This is a genomic window from Pseudomonas sp. FP215, assembly GCF_030687795.1.
GTDB classification, from domain to species: Bacteria; Pseudomonadota; Gammaproteobacteria; order Pseudomonadales; family Pseudomonadaceae; genus Aquipseudomonas; species Aquipseudomonas salmasensis.
Genome location: NZ_CP117447.1, coordinates 2,035,794 through 2,052,394, shown reverse-complemented (window position 1 = coordinate 2,052,394; position 16,601 = coordinate 2,035,794). Strand labels below are relative to the sequence as shown.

The window sequence follows — 16,601 nt, the reverse complement described above, 5'->3', positions numbered from 1 at the left end:
CCAATACACCTTGCTGATCCCAAAAGCTTAGGGGGATGGTGGGTGTTCCATCAATTATCGGTGATGGTCTTAGCACGACGTTAGAAATACGCGATCACTCGACGGACGAGCTGCGGTTGCTTAGGCTGACCGCCTTTTTGATACCTGCGGGGAGCACTATGGATAGGGATATACTTGAACAGAACCAGATACCGATCTATTTCGTCGCGGTCATAGCCGCTGCAATGGGTGGGTTGATGGTTCCTTTAGCAGCGCATGGCCTGAATGCGTTGGTGACCCCGACTATCGTCGTACTGATGTACGCGATGTTCCTGCAAATCCCCTTTCTTGATCTGCGCGAGGGCCTGAGCAACAAACGCTTCATGTCGGCTCTGCTCATCGCCAACTCCGTACTGATTCCGCTGTTGGTGTGGGGGCTTACCAGAGGTCTTACGGATCATCCGGCGATCCTCGTCGGCGCCCTCCTGGTTTTACTGACGCCCTGCATCGACTACGTGGTGGTCTTTACACACATTGGCAAAGGCGACTCTCGCGGAATCCTTGCGGCGACCCCGATTCTGCTGCTGCTTCAGCTTGTACTGCTGCCTCTGTATCTGGCGTTCATGCTGGGTGGACGGTCTGAAGTCGTGATCTCCATCGGCCCGTTCGTTGAAGCCTTCCTCGTATTGATCGTCGCGCCATTGTTGTTGGCGGTGGTTACATCAGCTCTGTCCAAGCGGTGGAGCATTGTCGGTGGTTGGAATGCCGCTTGGGCTTGGCTGCCTGTCCCCGCAATGGCAGCGGTACTGATCACTGTCGTCGGATCTCAAATCTCCTCGGTGGTTCGCGACATCGACCAGCTAGCACCGGTCATCCCCGTGTACATTGGCTTCATTCTGCTGGCACCTCTGATAGGTGCTTTGGCTTCGAAAGTGTTCAAGTTGCCGTCGACAACAGCCAGAGCGGTCACCTTCAGCTCATCGACACGTAACTCTTTGGTGGTTCTACCGCTGGCTCTGGCTTTACCTGAAGAAATTCGAGGGCTTGCTGCCGCTGCGGTGATCACCCAGACGTTGGTCGAGTTAGTTGGTGAGCTGATTTACATCCGCGCAATACCGGCTCTTGTTTGGCGCAAAAAGTCGCAGATTGCATCGATGGCCCCCTAGGCAGTTGAGTGCTTACCACTGATTTTTCTTCCTCTTCCCAAGTGGCACAACGGTAGGGCTCGGAAGCGTCCGCTCCAATTCGCCTATGCGATCAAGCAATTCAAGAATGTAGGCGTCACCAAACGGTTATCGAGAAGTATGCGTCCGGCCAACACACCTTCCTGACCCCGACGCCAAAGGCGATGGTGTCCACCTAATTTAAGTGGACACCATTTCTAGCCTTTTAAGCGGGTCTTTCCATGCAGCCACAACGCCGTTCCTACTCCAAATCCTTCAAGGCCCAGCTCATTCAAGAGTGTGCCCAGCCCGGCGCTTCGATTGCCAGCGTCGCACTCAGCCACAGCCTTAACGCGAACCTCGTCCACAAATGGATTCGAGTGCAAACGCAGAAAGCCATGGCGCTGCAACCTGCTTTCGTTCCGCTACCCTTGCAGCTAGCCGGAGGAAATTCGCAAGCTGCATCATCGAACATCTGCGTTGAAATCCAGCACCCGCGTGGCACCGTCAAAGTGAACTGGCCGACCGAAAGTGCTGCCGCCTGCGCCACCTTTCTGCGAGACCTGTTGCGATGATCCGCATCGACACCATCTGGCTCGCCACCGAGCCCATGGACATGCGCGCCGGCACCGACACTGCGATGGCTCGGGTGGTAGCAGTGTTCGGTGCGGCGCAGCCGCACTGTGCTTATCTGTTTGCCAACCGCCGTGCCAATCGCATGAAAGTGCTGGTGCACGACGGGCTGGGCATCTGGCTGGCGGCGCGCAGGCTGCATCAGGGCAAGTTCTTCTGGCCGGGTTCCCGGCACGGTTCGCAGATAGAATTGGGCTCCGAGCAACTGCATGCTCTGGTGCTAGGTTTGCCTTGGCAAAGGGTCGGGCCAGGCAACGCGATTTCCATCGTATAACTTCTGCCATGCCCCATCTGGCTGTGCAATTGTCCGATCAGCCTATCGTTGGTTTTGACCTGTTCTGGCAAAATCGGCGGCATGACTTCGCTCCCTGATCTCAATCACCTGACCCCTGAACAACTGCGCGCTCTGGCAGCGCAGTTGATGCAGCGTGTCGAGACGCTGGACCAACAAGTCGAAACAATGGGCAAGACCGTCGAGACCATGGGTAAGAGGATCCATCATGGTCAAACGGTGATCGAAAAGTTGAGCCACGAGATCGCGCAGCTCAAGCGCTTCAAATTTGCCAAGCGTAGCGAGCAGTTGAGTCCGGAGCAGGCCAGCTTGCTCGATGACTTGATCGATACCGATATCGCGGCGATTGAGGCTGAGCTTCAGGCCTTGCAAACAGCTCCAACTCCAACCGAGGCAAAGCAAAAGCCCAAGCGCGCTGCGTTGCCGCCGGAGTTTCCACGCACCCTGATCCATCACGAACCGGACAACACTCACTGCCCATGCGGCTGCGCCCTCAAGCGTATCGGTGAAGACGTCAGCGAGAAACTGGACTACACGCCCGGCGTGTTTACCGTGGAGCGTCACATTCGCGGCAAGTGGGTTTGTGATGACTGCGAAACGCTGATCCAGGCGCCGGTTCCGGCGCAGGTCATCGACAAGGGCATCCCCACCGCCGGGCTGCTAGCCCATGTGATGATCGCCAAGTTCGCCGACCATTTGCCGCTCTATCGCCAGGAGTCGATTTTTGGTCGAGCCGGTTTGGCCATCCCACGCTCAACCTTGGCCCAATGGGTTGGCGTTACTGGCGTGCAGTTACAGCCTCTGGTGGATGCGCTGCGCGATGTAGTGCTCGGGCAGCAGGTCATTCACGCCGATGAAACACCCGTGCAGATGCTAATGCCGGGCTCGAAAAAAACTCATCGTTCCTATGTCTGGGCCTACGCCACCAGCCAACTCTGCGAAACAGCGGCTGTCGTCTACGACTTCAGCCCCAGCCGCGCCGGTGAGCATGCTCGTAACTTTCTGCAAGACTGGAAGGGCAAGCTGGTCTGTGATGATTTCGGTGGCTACAAGGCCAGCTTTGAACTCGGCGTAACCGAAATCGGTTGCATGGCCCATGCAAGACGCAAGTTCTTCGAGCTACACGCCACCAACAAGAGCCAGCTCGCCGAGCAGGCCTTGCGCTACATCCAGTTACTTTACGAAATCGAAAGTGAGATCCGCGACCTTGAACCGGATTTTCGCCACCGAATACGGCAGGAAAAAGCTGTGCCGGTGATGGGTGCACTGCATGCCTGGATGATCGCCCAGCGCCTACTTGTGCACGATGGCTCGGCTATCAGCAAAGCACTGGATTACAGCCTGAAACGCTGGACGGCGCTGTCGCGCTATCTCGATGACGGGGCCGTACCCATCGACAATAACTGGTGCGAGAACCAGATCCGGCCATGGGCGTTGGGTCGCAAGAACTGGCTCTTTGCAGGTTCACTGCGCAGCGGCAAACGGGCTGCGGCGATCATGAGCTTGATCCAGTCGGCGCGGCTCAATGGGCATGATCCGTATGCTTATTTGAAGGACGTCCTCACGCGCCTGCCGACGCAGCGGGCGAGTGAGATTGCGGAGCTGCTGCCGCATAGATGGCAACCGGTTTAGTTGCGCAAGGCGGGATGCCCGGACGCATACATCGAGAAATTGACCCACGAGATCGCGCAGCTCAAGCGCTTGAAGTTTGCCAAGCGTGGCGAACAGTTAAGTCCGGCGCAGGCCAGCTTGCTGGACGATCTGATCGATACCGATATCGCTGCGATTGAAGCCGAGCTTCAGGCATTGCAACCGGCTCCAAATCCGACCGAGACAAAGCAAAAGCCTAAACGCACTGCCTTGCCGCCGGAGTTTCCACGTACGCTGATCCATCACGAACCGGACAACACTCACTACCCATGCGGCTGGCTATGGCGTTTCCATATGGTTCACCACAGTGCCGAGCGCTTGTACTGGATGAACGGGGAGCGCGGTCATCCCCTGCATGCCGCACTGATGGGGGGCCGGGCCTGGTGGTACTGCTTGCCTCGGGCGCTCCTTCGGCCATCGTCGCCACTGGGTTCGGCATCCTGACTGTCCACTTGGCCTTTCAGCATTCGAACCTGGATTATCGCGTAGGCTGGTTGCGGCATTTCCTAGGAGTCGCGGAGATTCATCGCTGGCACCACAAGCGCGACTTTGAAGATGCTCAAGTCAACTTCGGTGAGTTCCTGATGGTTTGGGATCGGTTGTTCGGCACTTTCTACGATAGTTCCGGAGAATTGGGCGAGGCCGAGGTTGGGTTGCACGAGAGAGACTACCCGAAAATTGCCTGGCACAGCTTAGGCATCCAATGCGTTCCAAGACGTAAGGCCGAGCTAGCCGATAAAAAACAGCCGGAGTTGCTGTCTAAAGAGATTTTCGAGGTCGAGCGGCAACCGTTCATTCACTCATGAGCAGCCTAGCGATTCTGCTCGAACGCCCGCTTCCGGCGACTCTGTTGAACACTGAAAAAGTAGCAAGTTCTGTTCGGCGCTTCAGCTAAATGAGCTCATTGCTATTGAGCTGGGGATGAGCAAAAACGACGCTTGACCTTACCCCTGCGGCAAGGTCCAGAATTATAAAAGGGACGGCCAGGGGTTAATAGTAACCAAAGTACGCCCCTCTACAGCTGTCGCCGGTCCTTACCTTCTGGCAAATCAGCAGTCTCTTGCCGGGGCCTGCCAGAAACCAAGGTCGTAGATGAGGAGAGCCGTCATGCGTAACGCCATTACCTACACCGCCCTTGCTACCTTCATAGCCCTTGGAACTGTTGCCACGGGTTTTGCCGAACAGGCCAAAAACCCCGCCCAAGGCAGTTCCGAGACAAAAAAGGGTGAGGACATGCACATGATGGACGGCAACCATATGCCGATGATGGACATGCAGGAGATGTCCAAGATGATGAAAAACTGCAATGCCATGATGGAGAACATGAACCAACACATGGGCATGGAGTCCCCGAAGGGTGATAGCAAGGCACAATAGCGGTCTGGCCCACGTCGGCCGTCTCTGTCCCTCGCCTCGGGCGACATGAGCTATTGCTCCCTGGGTGGCGGCGCTGTTTGTAAGGTCGCCACCACGATTCCCAGCCTTTAAGCGTGATATGCCGTTTCACTGCGGCAGTCAAAGGAGGCGTCCGGCCATGAGTGGCTTCACCATGCACTATGGGCACTGGGGGTGGGTACTGATCATGGTGCTCATTGCATCCTGGGTCCTCTACCATTTCGTCGCTCCACGCAGTTGGCGTGACTGGATGGGCGCAGGTTTAGTGCAAGCGTTCATCATCGCGTTATATGCCGAGATGTACGGCTTTCCACTGACTATCTACCTGCTGACGGGTTTCCTGGGAATCGATCTCCCGCTGACCGGATTCTCGGGCCATCTCTGGGCAACAATGCTGGGCTACGGTGCTACCGGGGCCATGCTGGAAATGATGTTGGGCGGCGTGTTTATCGTGGTTGGCCTGGCTCTGTTGATCCGGGGCTGGGTTCAGGTTTACCGCACAAGTCTGGAGGGGCAGCTGGCGACACAGGGTGTCTACGGTGTGGTCCGCCACCCGCAATACACCGGGATCATGCTAGCGGTCTTTGGACAGGTGATTCACTGGCCGACGGTGATCACGTTATTGTTGTTTCCCCTGATCGTCTGGGCTTATGTCCGTCTAGCGAAGCGGGAGGAGTCGGCCTTGACCGAACGTTTTGGCGAGGAGTATCAGACCTATCGGCAGCGGGTGCCCATGTTGTTCCCACGCTTGCGGAATTGGCGGGAGTTCATCCATTCACTGCTCTTTGCTTATCAGCAATAGCCTAGTGTCCTCTGAGCCTGCGTGACGAACACGTCATTGCAAACGGGTCACACTGACTACTTGTTGACCGAAAAAAAGGCGCCTAACTCAGGCGCCTGAAACCATCCTCCAAACCAAAGGAGCCAAACAGGAGGATGGTGGAGCAATCAACTCTTCATTGCCCCGTAGGGCTGCCAGTCTTTCACTGACCTGTGCGCCTATGAATGGCGGATAGCTGGTCCGGTATCAGCTGGTGACGGTCGAACCAGCCATCCATGCCATTGTTACTTCAGGGGCTTGATCGACACGATGGTGGCCACCATTCCCTCGGCACGAAACTCAAACGCTACTCGATCCCCAGCCTTCAGATCTGCCAGTTGTTTGGCGGTGGCGTTGAATGCCATGGTCATGGCTGGCCACTGCACGGCCGGCACAGCGCCATGAGCAATAGTCACCGTATGTTTCGTGGTATCGACGGCCTTGATCGTGCCCTCGGCTTTGGCCACTGGAGCCTGCTTGGTCTCCTGCTTCATCTGCATGCCTTCCATGGGCGTAGCGTCCATCTTCATACCCGGCATGTCCTCTGCCTGGGCGGAAAGAGACAGTGCGATAACGGTGCTTGTGACGGCGATCAGGGGCAGTTTCATACAACTTTTCCTTGAGGGTTGGTGGGTGCAACAGGGAGGTGCCGGCGGCGCATCAAGCGGTAGGCCGCCGGAATAACGAACAGGGATAACAAGGGGGCAGTGACCATGCCACCGACCATTGGCGCGGCGATGCGACTCATGACTTCGCTGCCGGTGCCGCTGCCCCAGAGGATCGGCAACAGGCCGGCGATGATCACGGCCACGGTCATGGCCTTGGGTCGAACCCGCTGCACTGCACCTTCGCGAATCGCGGCGACCAGCCCACGCTCGGTGTTGTCACCGAGGTCTTCTCGTTCGGTCCAGGCGTTCTTCAGGTAGAGCAGCATGATCACGCCAAATTCAGCCGATACACCGGCCAGGGCGATAAAGCCGACACCGGTGGCCACCGACAAGTTGAACCCCAACAGATAGAGGAACCATGCCCCGCCGGTGAGAGCGAACGGCAGGGTGGCCATGATCAACAAGGCCTCGTCGAAGCGGGCGAACGTCAGGTAGAGCAGTACGAAAATGATCAGTAGCGTGGCCGGCACTACCAGCTTGAGCCGTGCGTTGGCTCGCTCGAGAAATTCGAACTGCCCCGAGTAGCTCAAACTCATGCCTGGTTGCAACTTGACCTGCTCACTGACGACCCGACGCAGGTCGGCGACCACCGAGGCAATGTCCCGGCCCCGCACGTCGATGTACACCCAGCCGGAAGGCCGTGCGTTCTCGCTCTTGAGCATCGGCGGACCGTCGCTGACCTTGACCTTTGCCACCGTGCCGAGAGTGATCTGGCTCCCCAGTGGGGTGTAGATCGGTAGTTGCTCCAGGGCGCCGAGCGAATCACGCCACTCACGCGGATATCGCACATTGATCGGGAAGCGGGCGAGCCCTTCAATGGTCTCCCCGATGTTTTCACCGCCGATGGCACCGGCCACGATCGACTGCACATCAGCGATGTTCAGTCCGTAGCGGGCGGCAGCTTTGCGGTCGATATCCACGTCGATATAGCGACCGCCAGTCAGGCGTTCGGCCAGGGCCGAACTGACCCCAGGTACGTCCTTGGCCACACGCTCGACCGCTTGAGTGGCCGCATCGATGTCCGTCAGGTTAGTGCCGGCAATTTTCACCCCGATCGGGCTCTTGATCCCGGTGGCGAGCATGTCGATGCGGTTGCGAATTGGCGGTATCCAAATATTGGTCAACCCAGGGACCCGTACCACTCGATCCAGTTCGTCCACCAATTTCTCCTGGGTCAATCCGGCTCGCCATTGCTCGCGTGGTTTGAACTGGATGGTGGTTTCGAACATCTCCAGCGGGGCCGGATCGGTAGCGGTTTCGGCGCGACCCGCCTTACCGAAGACGTGTTCGACCTCGGGCACTGTCTTGATCAGGCGGTCAGTCTGTTGCAGCAGCTGCGCCGCTTTCTGCGCCGACAGCCCCGGCAGAGCGGATGGCATGTAGAGCAGGTCGCCCTCGTCCAGCGGCGGCAGGAACTCGCCCCCCAACCGGGACACCGGCCATAGCGTGCTGAGGAACACCAGCAGTGCGACCAGCAGGGTGACTTTGGGTCGACGCAGCACCGCGTCCAGGGCTGGCTGGTAGAGCCTGATCAACCAGCGGTTCAGCGGGTTCTGTTCCTCATTGGGAATCCGCCCACGAATCCAGTAACCCATCAACACCGGCACCAGGGTCACCGACAGTCCGGCCGCGGCCGCCATGGCGTAGGTCTTGGTGAACGCCAGCGGGCCGAACAGACGTCCTTCCTGAGCTTCCAGCGTGAACACCGGGATGAACGACAAGGTGATGATCAACAGGCAGAAGAACAACGCCGGCCCGACCTCGGCCGCCGCTTCGGTCATCACGTGCCAGTGATGTTCGCCCTTGAGCTCTTCCCCTGGATGGGCTGCGTGCCAGGCCTCGATCTTCTTGTGAGCGTTCTCGATCATGACCACCGCGGCGTCGACCATGGCACCGATGGCAATGGCGATCCCGCCCAGGGACATGATATTGGCGTTGATTCCCTGGTAGCGCATGACGATAAAGGCCATCAGCACCCCGACCGGCAGCGAGATAATGGCCACCAGGGATGAGCGCAGGTGCCAGAGGAAGATCCCGCAGACCAGCGCGACGACGATGAACTCTTCGAGCAGTTTGTGGCTGAGGTTTTCCACGGCGCGGTCGATCAGCTTGCTGCGATCATAGGTGGTGACGATTTCCACCCCGGCCGGCAGGCTTTTCTTTAACTCGTCGAGCTTGGTCTTGACTGCTGCGATGGTCTCGCGGGCGTTCTTGCCGCTGCGCAGGATCACCACCCCGCCGACGGTCTCGCCCTCGCCATCGAGCTCGGTGATGCCGCGACGCATTTCCGGCCCCAGCTGGATCGTGGCCACATCGCCAAGGGTGACCGGTACACCACCGGCACCGAGCTTCAGCGGTATAGCGCGAAAGTCATTCAGGGTCTTCAGGTAACCGGAGGCGCGGACCATGAACTCGGTCTCGGCCATCTCCAGCACCGCACCACCGGTTTCCTGGTTGGCCTTGCCAATCGCCTCGGTCACCTGCGCCTGGGTGATTCCCTGACTGGCGAGTTTGAGCGGATCAAGCTGGACCTGGTACTGCTTGACCATACCGCCCACGGTGGCCACTTCCGCCACATTGGGCAGGGTCTTCAGTTCGAACTTGAGAAACCAGTCCTGCAGCGCCCGTAGTTGCGCCAGATCATGTCCACCGGTGCGATCCACCAGGGCGTACTGATAGATCCAGCCCACCCCGGTGGCATCTGGCCCCAACGCCGGTTTGGCACTGGCGGGCAGGCGACTTTGTATCTGGCTCAGATACTCCAGCACCCGCGAGCGAGCCCAATACATATCGGTACCGTCTTCGAACAGCACGTACACGAAGCTGTCGCCGAAAAAGGAATAACCGCGCACGGTTTTGGCGCCCGGCACCGAGAGCATGGTGGTCGCCAACGGATAGGTCACCTGGTTCTCGACGATCTGCGGTGCCTGGCCCGGATAAGGAGTGCGAATGATCACCTGCACATCGGAGAGGTCCGGCAGCGCATCGATGGGGGTGCTCTGCACCGACCAAACGCCCCAGGCCGTGACGAACAGCGTGGCCAATAGCACCAGGAAGCGGTTAGCGACTGACCAGCGGATAAGGGCCGCGATCATGGCTGGCCCCCTAGTTTTTCCAGGCGCTCAACACGCAAACCATCATCGGTTTGACTGACTGATACACGAACCTTGTCGCCCGATTTGAGCCCCTGCATGAGCGCAGGGTCGGCTAACGGAAAGGTCATGGTCATGCCGGGCATACCCAATGTCTTGAAGGGACCGTGGGCAAGCGTCACGTCTTGGCTATTGATCTGCAGGACTTGTCCCTCCGACTCATGAAGGGCCGGGGCTGCGGTGGGAGGTGCTGGCATTTCCAGCGTGCTGGCGACGATGCCCTTGAGGCTGGCCTCGGAGTCGAGCAGGAACTGGCCGGAGCTGACCACTTGCTGCCCTTCTTGCAAGCCTTTCAATACCGCCGTCTTGCCGTCGTTTTCCTGCCCGAGTTGCACCTCTACCGGACGGTAGCGACCCGCGTCTTCAGCGAGCATCACCAGCGTGCGCCGACCGGTGCGGATGACCGCCTCACTCGGCACCCACAACGTACTTTGGTCGGTTGTATGGTTCAGGCGCACCTGCGCCGTCAATCCAGGTCTGAGACGCCCGTCAGGGTTGGGTAACTCGACGCGTACGCGAACGGTGCGGCTGTCCATATTGGTTTCGGGCAGAATCGCGCTGACCGTGCCGTTGAGCACTGTCCCTGGGAAGGCCGGCAGGCGTGCTTCTACCGTTTGCCCGACGACGATCGATCCAGTCTCCGACTCTGGAACGGCCACCGCTAGCCAGACGCTGCTCAAGCCATTGACGCGTGCCAGCGTCTCGCCGGCGGCCACGGTCATGCCCGTACGGACATCCAGCTCTTGCAGCACACCACCAATAGGGCTGGTGAGGGTCAGGTTCGGCTGAATCTTGCCGCTGCGTTCTACCTGGGTAATCAGCGCTGCCGGCATCCCGGTCAGGCGCAGCCGTTGGCGGGCCGCTGCCAGCAAGTCGGTATCGCCATTACGTTTCAGTGCGAGGAATTCTTCCTGGGCAGCGGCCCACTCCGGTACCAGGATATCGGCCAATGGCGCATTGACCTTGAGTACATCGCCGGGCGCACGGGCATACACCCGCTCGACAAAACCGGCGGTGCGCGCCTGGATCACGGCGACGTCCCGCTCGTTGAACGCCAGCACGCCGACCACGTCCAGACTGGAAGCGAGGACGCCACGGGTAACGGTGGCCAGGCGCAGTCCCAGATTCTGAGTCAGGCCCGGGTCGATGCTGATGGCGGCACCGGTGGTTGCGCCATCCGCGTATTGCGGTACCAACTGCATATCCATAAAGGGCGATTTGCCCGGTTTATCGAACTTCTGCTGCGGGACCATCGGGTCGTACCAATACAGCACCTTGCGTTCGTCTTGCGTCTTGGGACTCTGCTCGGCGAGCGCATCAGGCATTGTGTTTAGGCGTTGCTGAGCGAACCAGTAACCGCCGACAACCCCTAGGGCGACCGACAAACCGGTCAACACAGCCGTTTTCAAGATTCGAGTGCTCATTGGCTGGTTTCCCCATAGTTGAAATACAAGCGCGCGTTGGTCAGCGCTCGCTGCTCTTCGACGTCAACTTGCTTGAGGCGGGCCTCGATGAGTTCTCGACGCGCCGCGACGACAGCCGCGAGGTCGCCTTTCCCTGCGCGGTAGCTGGCCATGGTCAGTCCGACCTTTTCCTTGGCCAGCGGCAGCAGGCTTTCCTGACTGCGGTGTACGGCACGGTTCAGACGCTCGTAGTCGGCCAGATCCGCCTCCAGTTGCTCGGTATGCTCGCGTGTAAGGGCTTCGCGCTCGGCTTCCAGTTGATTCAGCTCGGCGTGTTTGGCGGCGATCTTCGGGTTTTGTCGCGAGGCGGGAAACAGCGGCAGGTCAAAGGTGAATTGCACGCTGACCATGTCGCCGAACTCCCGCCCGCGGCGCTGGTAATCGAGTTCCCAGCTCCAGTCGGACTGCTTTTCCGCCTCGGCTTCACGCACCTTGGCTTCGGCTTCGCGGGTCATCGGCGTGAAAGCCGACAGCGCGGGATGATGTTGCAACTTATGGGCATACCCTGACGTATCGACGGGCCATTGCGGCAAGCCGCCGGTTGGCTCGTCGTTGGCGGCCGGGCCAATCCAGCGTTTGAGCGAGGCTCGGGTCTGCGCCCGCAGGCGGATCAGGTCGTCCTGTTGCTCCGCCAACTGAGCTGCCTCCTGTTTCGGTGTGACCGCATCGGCAGGCTGGGCACGACCACCGGCGATCTGTGCGCGCACGGTATCGGTCAACAGACGATTTTCTTTGTAAAAGTCCTGGAACAGCGCCTCTTTACGCTCGACCGAATAGCTGCTGATCCAGGCTAGTGCGGTGGCCTGACGGACATTCAGACGCTCGACTCGACTTTCAGCCGCGGCTCGATCAACGGCCGCTTCGGCGACCTCGATACGCGCCCGGCGCTTGTCGCGGTTGGGCACTTCCTGCATGACCCCAACCATCTGCATGGTCATGAAGTCCTGGTCAATGCTCCAGCGATCCGGGCCACCAACGGGATAGTTCTGCACCCCCAGCAGTAACTTCGGATCGGGTAGCTCGCCAGCGGGAATGGCGGAGCTGCTGGCGGCTTGCAGTTTGGCCGCTTGGGCAATCAGTGATGGGGCGTTGTTTTCGGCCAGCCGCAAGGCTTCATCGAGGGTCAGCGGGGCGGCGACGCTCGGCAATGCCAGTACGCTTGCCGCCAAGGCAGCCACGACGGGCCAGCCTGCGCAATAACGTAGGAAGTTCATGCTCACGATTCCTGTGATGTTCCACTGCGCGCCTTTTAGACATGCACGCAGAAATGCCATCCCGCCAAGGCAGGATGAGACTCAGTGTGGTACAGGAATCAGGCGCGGGGCGGTCGCCATACCCCGGACGGGGTCTGTGCTGGCAGGAAATCGCTGGAGAGGGAAAGCACTACGGGGCTGGATAAGGTAACAGGAGGCTTGATGATCGAGACTTGCAGCATGCCGCCGGTCTTGCATTCCTGGCCTGGCTTGCAGGGTTTGCCGTGTTCGGAGGGGCTTTTCATATCGTTGCAGCAGTCCTGGCCCATATCTCCCATCATCGCCATGCCCATGGTTTTCATGGGGCATGGTTCAGTCGGCGCCTGAATCCCCGCCATCCCGCTGAGGGGAAGCGCCAGGCTAATCAGGAAAATGAGGCAAAACCGCAGATAGCGTTTCATGGGCCGGAGTGTAGCCGGTGAAAATGGCTCTTACAATCCACCTTTTAAGCTCCTTCTAAGCTCCTTCGGTGGAGGACTAGCAAGCGCGTGACGGAGACAGATAGGCCACCCATTAAATTGAGACGATTGTTCCGAGTAGTGTCAATGATTTGAATCGGAATGATATGTATTTACTTACAAAAGATAATCGTTATCATCTGCGCGATAATTCATACAAAAGGTGTCCATGGTGGCTCTATCGCGCATTTACCCAGCCTCTCTGTCGTTGCTGGGCGTTCTGGTTGTACCTGATTTACAGGCAGAAACGGAGTCTGCTCTAACCCTACCGACAACCGCTGTGAACAGTGAGTACAACGAGCAGAGCTACAGGCCGACCGAGAACAGGAGTGCGCTGAAGATCGATGCCCCGCTACGTGACATTCCGCAAACGGTGAACGTGATCCCCCAGAGCGTGATCAAGGATCGGGGCGCACAGTCGATGGAAGACGTGCTGAAGAACGTCCCGGGGATCGGTCTTTCCAATGGCGATGGCCAGCGCGACCAGGTCACCATTCGCGGCTTCAGTGCCATCGGCGACATGTACGTTGACGGCGTCCGTGACGACGCGCTGTACTTCCGCGATCTGTCCAATGTCGAGCGCGTGGAAGTGATCAAGGGGCCCGCAGCGGTGCTCTATGGCCGCGGCTCATCCGGTGGCCTGATCAACAGTATCAGCAAAAAGCCCAACTTCGCCCCCAAACAGGAAGTGGGTGTCAGCTTCGACAGCGAGGGTAAAAAGCGCACGCAGTTCGACGCTGGCTGGGCCGATCAGCAGCAGAACGACAAGGCATTCCGGGTGACCGGTGCGCTGGAAAACAGCGATACCTTCCGCGATGACGGCTATATCGACCGCAAGGCCATTGCACCTTCGGCCTACTTCAAGCTTTCCGACGATCTGGAATTGAACCTGGGTGCTACCTATCTGTATGACAAGCGCTTGATCGACTTCGGCATCCCGGCGCGAGGCGATCGTCCGGTCGATGTGGACCGCGACAAACGCTTCGGTTCTGCCGACCCGGATGACGACTACACCCGCAGCGAGGTGTTTTCGTTCACGGCCGGTGTCGACTACCGGATCAACGACGACTTCACCTTGAGCAACACCAGCCGTTACTACCACTACGACCTGGATCGCAACAATACACTCGCCGATTCCAGCCCGACACGCTTCGTCACCGCCGCCAACGGCGAACTGTTGGTGAAGCTCAACCGCGGCAATGTGCAGCGCAAGGAGGATGGCTGGTTCAACCAGACCGAGCTGAAGCAACAGGCTACGCTCGCCGGGATGAACCACAACCTGCTCTATGGAGTGGAACTTGGGCGCCAAGTCAAGGATCAGTCCGTGTTCAGCCAGACCAACGTAGCACGGGTACCAGTGTACCGCGATGGCTTGGTCGACGTGCCGTTCCAGGCCAACCGGCAAACCGCCAAGGGCACCAATACCCAGGACACGGCCGGTTTCTACGTCCAGGATCTTATCGAGTTGGCGCCACAGTGGAAGGCGCTGCTGGGCGTGCGTTATGACGTGTTCGACCAGGAATATTCCGACGACTTGACGCACAGCACCCTGTCCCGAACCGATACCACCTGGAGCCCGCGAGTCGGCCTGGTTTATCAGCCTGATCAGGTTCAGTCCTATTACGTCTCGGTGAGTCGTTCCTACCAACCTTCTGCTGAAATGTTCGCCCTGAGTACGACGAACCAGGACCTGGAACCAGAAGAGACCACCAACTTCGAGATCGGCGGCAAGTGGGACCTGCTCGACAATCGCCTGGCGTTGACGGCGGCGCTGTTCCGCCTGGAACGCACCAATATGAAAACCACCGATCCGGCGAACCCGAGCAAACTGGTACTTGCGGGTGAGCAGCGTACTGATGGTCTCGAACTGACCGCCAGCGGACAGTTGAGCGACAAATGGCAGGTCTATGCCGGTTACGCCTATCTGGATGCCGAGATCACCAAATCCAACAGCCGTACCAACGGTGTCGCCAACGAAGGTCAGACTCCGACCCTGACCCCGCGCCACAGTGCCAATTTGTGGTTGGTACGTTCTTTGACACAGGAGTGGCGTGTAGGCATGGGGGCGAACTATGTCGATGACCGTTACACCGCCCTGGATAACCAAGTGGTCATGCCGGCCTACACCACGGTGGACGCAGCCTTACTCTATAACCTGCCGAAATGGGACATGGCCCTGCGTTTGCGTAACGTCTTCGACAAGGACTATTACGCCTCGGCGCATGGCTCCGTGGATCTGATCACACCCGGCGCACCACGGACTCTGGAATTGAGCACTAACTACCGATTCTGAATGCGGACCTGAGACCAAAGCCCGGTATTGCGACACTGCCGGGCTTTTTTAACGGAGGCTCCATTCAAACAAGAAAAGGCTAGTGTTGGAAACGCCTTGAGATGTCCTGGTAGGTTTCATCGTCGGTGGCGGCGAGGAGCTTTTGCCCACCCTTGAGTGTGACCATGAATGTCACCTCGGTGTCGTTACCAGCTAGCAGGAATCCAGCGACCGCACCCACGGGTCCCAGCAGCAGAGCGCCGGCGATGCCCAGCCCGATGGCGCTTTTCATGTTTTTGCTGGAGTTGACGTTCTCGACGGTCAAGTCTTTGAACTCAGAGACGAGGAAGTTTTTCCCGAACCGTGGTTTAAGGGGCGTCTTGAGCGTGATAGTGCCAAGGTGATATTCCCCGTTACCCTGAGGAAAGTCTCCGGCAAGAACGATGATCTTTGCCATCTAGAATGCCCCAGGCAATCATTCTGGTGCGGTAATTGCGTGCCTGGAGCATCCGGGCGTCAACACTCTGATGATCAATGGTAGTGTCTTTAGTCAGTGACATGGACGGTGAAAGCGTTAGCCCCCTCCCCAAAGGAAAGATAAGGCTCAGCAGACTTGCTCTCCCGCGTCAGCTATTGGCTAGCGTTTGAGGGTCAAGAGGCACCTCCTCGGGTAACAAGGACGCGCTGAACAACCAAGCCCAACTCGCTGAGCATGGGAAGTGCTTACCGCTTACGGCCTATCGTCTGGATCACGCTTGGTCGGCTTGACCTCCTGTGTGTCATCGTTAGTTGGCGCATCCTTGTGCATGTTGCGCATACAAAACACCATCGCGAGCGGACACAGCAGCACCAGAAAGATCAGCGCGTTCGCCACGATCCAGGCTTGAAAAGTGGGAAACAAGAGATAGGCAGTCGCCAGGATAATGGCAGCACCGACACCCAACTGGACCATTGAGGGTTTATTACGAGTCATGATGCTCTCCTTTCGGGCAAGTCCTGGAGGAGAACATCCAGAACCGGCCCAGGTGGTTGCTCAGCGTCATCGCAATGCTCGGCCAGATACGACAGGGCCTCGCGCATGACCTGAAGCGTGGTGATACGCGCATTCAGCGCGTTGATGTTGCTCAGGGCAATGGCCTGAACCTCGTCGTCAGGACGATTGCGGTCCCGCCATAGCGCCAACAAGGCACGAACCCGCTCGATCGGTAATCCCAGATCTCGTGCATGGTGGATGAAACGTAAAATGTGTACATCGCGTTCGCAGTAAACACGATAACCAGACAATGTGCGCTGTGACTGCGGGATCAGGTCAATGCGCTCGTAGTAGCGAATCATTCGAGTGGACAAGCCGCTTACACTTGCCACCTCACCAATGTTCATTGGATCCTCCCGTTCGCTGAACC

At 58.5% G+C, this 16,601-nt stretch carries 16 protein-coding genes and 1 pseudogene; 9 read left to right on the top strand and 8 right to left on the bottom strand.

Annotated features, from left to right (window positions below; all coding sequences use genetic code 11):
* The first annotated feature begins 158 nt into the window (after window positions 1-158).
* From PSH76_RS09485 to PSH76_RS09450, 8 genes and pseudogenes are all read left to right on the top strand, one after another.
* Complete coding sequence (locus PSH76_RS09485) at window positions 159-1,145, top strand: arsenic resistance protein (RefSeq protein ID WP_199918323.1); 987 nt, start codon at window positions 159-161, stop codon at window positions 1,143-1,145.
* Window positions 1,146-1,384: 239 nt separating this feature from the next.
* Window positions 1,385-1,717 carry a transposase gene (locus PSH76_RS09480; RefSeq protein WP_038441717.1) on the top strand — a complete coding sequence of 111 codons (333 nt, stop codon included), beginning with the start codon at window positions 1,385-1,387 and terminating at the stop codon, window positions 1,715-1,717.
* A complete protein-coding gene (gene tnpB / locus PSH76_RS09475) occupies window positions 1,714-2,049 on the top strand; it encodes an IS66 family insertion sequence element accessory protein TnpB (RefSeq protein ID WP_038441718.1) in 336 nt (111 codons plus the stop codon). The genes PSH76_RS09480 and tnpB overlap by 4 nt, the downstream gene beginning before the upstream one ends.
* Window positions 2,050-2,130: 81 nt before the next feature.
* Window positions 2,131-3,699, top strand: coding sequence for an IS66 family transposase (locus PSH76_RS09470; protein WP_038441719.1), 1,569 nt, complete (start codon window positions 2,131-2,133; stop codon window positions 3,697-3,699).
* A 33-nt stretch (window positions 3,700-3,732) separates the two neighbouring features.
* Window positions 3,733-3,993, top strand: a pseudogene (locus PSH76_RS09465) (transposase); the annotation flags it as partial.
* A 107-nt stretch (window positions 3,994-4,100) separates the two neighbouring features.
* Window positions 4,101-4,523: a sterol desaturase family protein gene (locus tag PSH76_RS09460; RefSeq protein ID WP_305493946.1), complete on the top strand. Its 423-nt coding sequence runs from the start codon at window positions 4,101-4,103 to the stop codon at window positions 4,521-4,523.
* A 301-nt stretch (window positions 4,524-4,824) separates the two neighbouring features.
* Window positions 4,825-5,094 carry a hypothetical protein gene (locus PSH76_RS09455; RefSeq protein WP_199918324.1) on the top strand — a complete coding sequence of 90 codons (270 nt, stop codon included), beginning with the start codon at window positions 4,825-4,827 and terminating at the stop codon, window positions 5,092-5,094.
* A gap of 157 nt (window positions 5,095-5,251) precedes the next feature.
* Window positions 5,252-5,914, top strand: a complete 663-nt coding sequence (locus PSH76_RS09450) for an isoprenylcysteine carboxylmethyltransferase family protein (RefSeq protein WP_199918325.1) — start codon at window positions 5,252-5,254, stop codon at window positions 5,912-5,914.
* Window positions 5,915-6,177: 263 nt separating this feature from the next.
* Here the strand turns inward: PSH76_RS09450 and PSH76_RS09445 are convergent, their stop codons facing one another.
* From PSH76_RS09445 to PSH76_RS09425, 5 genes are all read right to left on the bottom strand, one after another.
* Window positions 6,178-6,540, bottom strand: coding sequence for a copper-binding protein (locus PSH76_RS09445; protein ID WP_199918326.1), 363 nt, complete (start codon window positions 6,538-6,540; stop codon window positions 6,178-6,180).
* Window positions 6,537-9,695, bottom strand: a complete 3,159-nt coding sequence (locus PSH76_RS09440) for an efflux RND transporter permease subunit (protein WP_199918327.1) — start codon at window positions 9,693-9,695, stop codon at window positions 6,537-6,539. The genes PSH76_RS09445 and PSH76_RS09440 overlap by 4 nt, the downstream gene beginning before the upstream one ends.
* Window positions 9,692-11,176, bottom strand: a complete 1,485-nt coding sequence (locus PSH76_RS09435; RefSeq protein WP_199918328.1) for an efflux RND transporter periplasmic adaptor subunit — start codon at window positions 11,174-11,176, stop codon at window positions 9,692-9,694. The genes PSH76_RS09440 and PSH76_RS09435 overlap by 4 nt, the downstream gene beginning before the upstream one ends.
* A complete protein-coding gene (locus PSH76_RS09430; RefSeq protein ID WP_199918329.1) occupies window positions 11,173-12,429 on the bottom strand; it encodes a TolC family protein in 1,257 nt (418 codons plus the stop codon). The genes PSH76_RS09435 and PSH76_RS09430 overlap by 4 nt, the downstream gene beginning before the upstream one ends.
* 98 nt (window positions 12,430-12,527) lie before the next feature.
* The gene (locus PSH76_RS09425) at window positions 12,528-12,869 is read right to left on the bottom strand and encodes a hypothetical protein (protein WP_199918330.1); all 342 of its coding nucleotides are present in this window, start codon (window positions 12,867-12,869) and stop codon (window positions 12,528-12,530) included.
* A gap of 226 nt (window positions 12,870-13,095) precedes the next feature.
* On the opposite strand from PSH76_RS09425, the gene PSH76_RS09420 reads away from it, so the two are divergent.
* Window positions 13,096-15,219 carry a TonB-dependent siderophore receptor gene (locus PSH76_RS09420; protein ID WP_199918331.1) on the top strand — a complete coding sequence of 708 codons (2,124 nt, stop codon included), beginning with the start codon at window positions 13,096-13,098 and terminating at the stop codon, window positions 15,217-15,219.
* Between the two features lie 79 nt (window positions 15,220-15,298).
* Here PSH76_RS09420 and PSH76_RS09415 read toward each other — a convergent pair whose 3' ends face one another.
* From PSH76_RS09415 to PSH76_RS09405, 3 genes are all read right to left on the bottom strand, one after another.
* Window positions 15,299-15,655 carry a hypothetical protein gene (locus PSH76_RS09415; protein ID WP_199918332.1) on the bottom strand — a complete coding sequence of 119 codons (357 nt, stop codon included), beginning with the start codon at window positions 15,653-15,655 and terminating at the stop codon, window positions 15,299-15,301.
* Window positions 15,656-15,928: 273 nt separating this feature from the next.
* Window positions 15,929-16,171, bottom strand: coding sequence for a DUF2933 domain-containing protein (locus PSH76_RS09410; protein WP_199918333.1), 243 nt, complete (start codon window positions 16,169-16,171; stop codon window positions 15,929-15,931).
* Window positions 16,168-16,578: a MerR family DNA-binding protein gene (locus PSH76_RS09405; protein ID WP_234427179.1), complete on the bottom strand. Its 411-nt coding sequence runs from the start codon at window positions 16,576-16,578 to the stop codon at window positions 16,168-16,170. Before PSH76_RS09405 ends, PSH76_RS09410 begins: the two co-directional genes overlap by 4 nt.
* Window positions 16,579-16,601 lie beyond the last annotated feature (23 nt).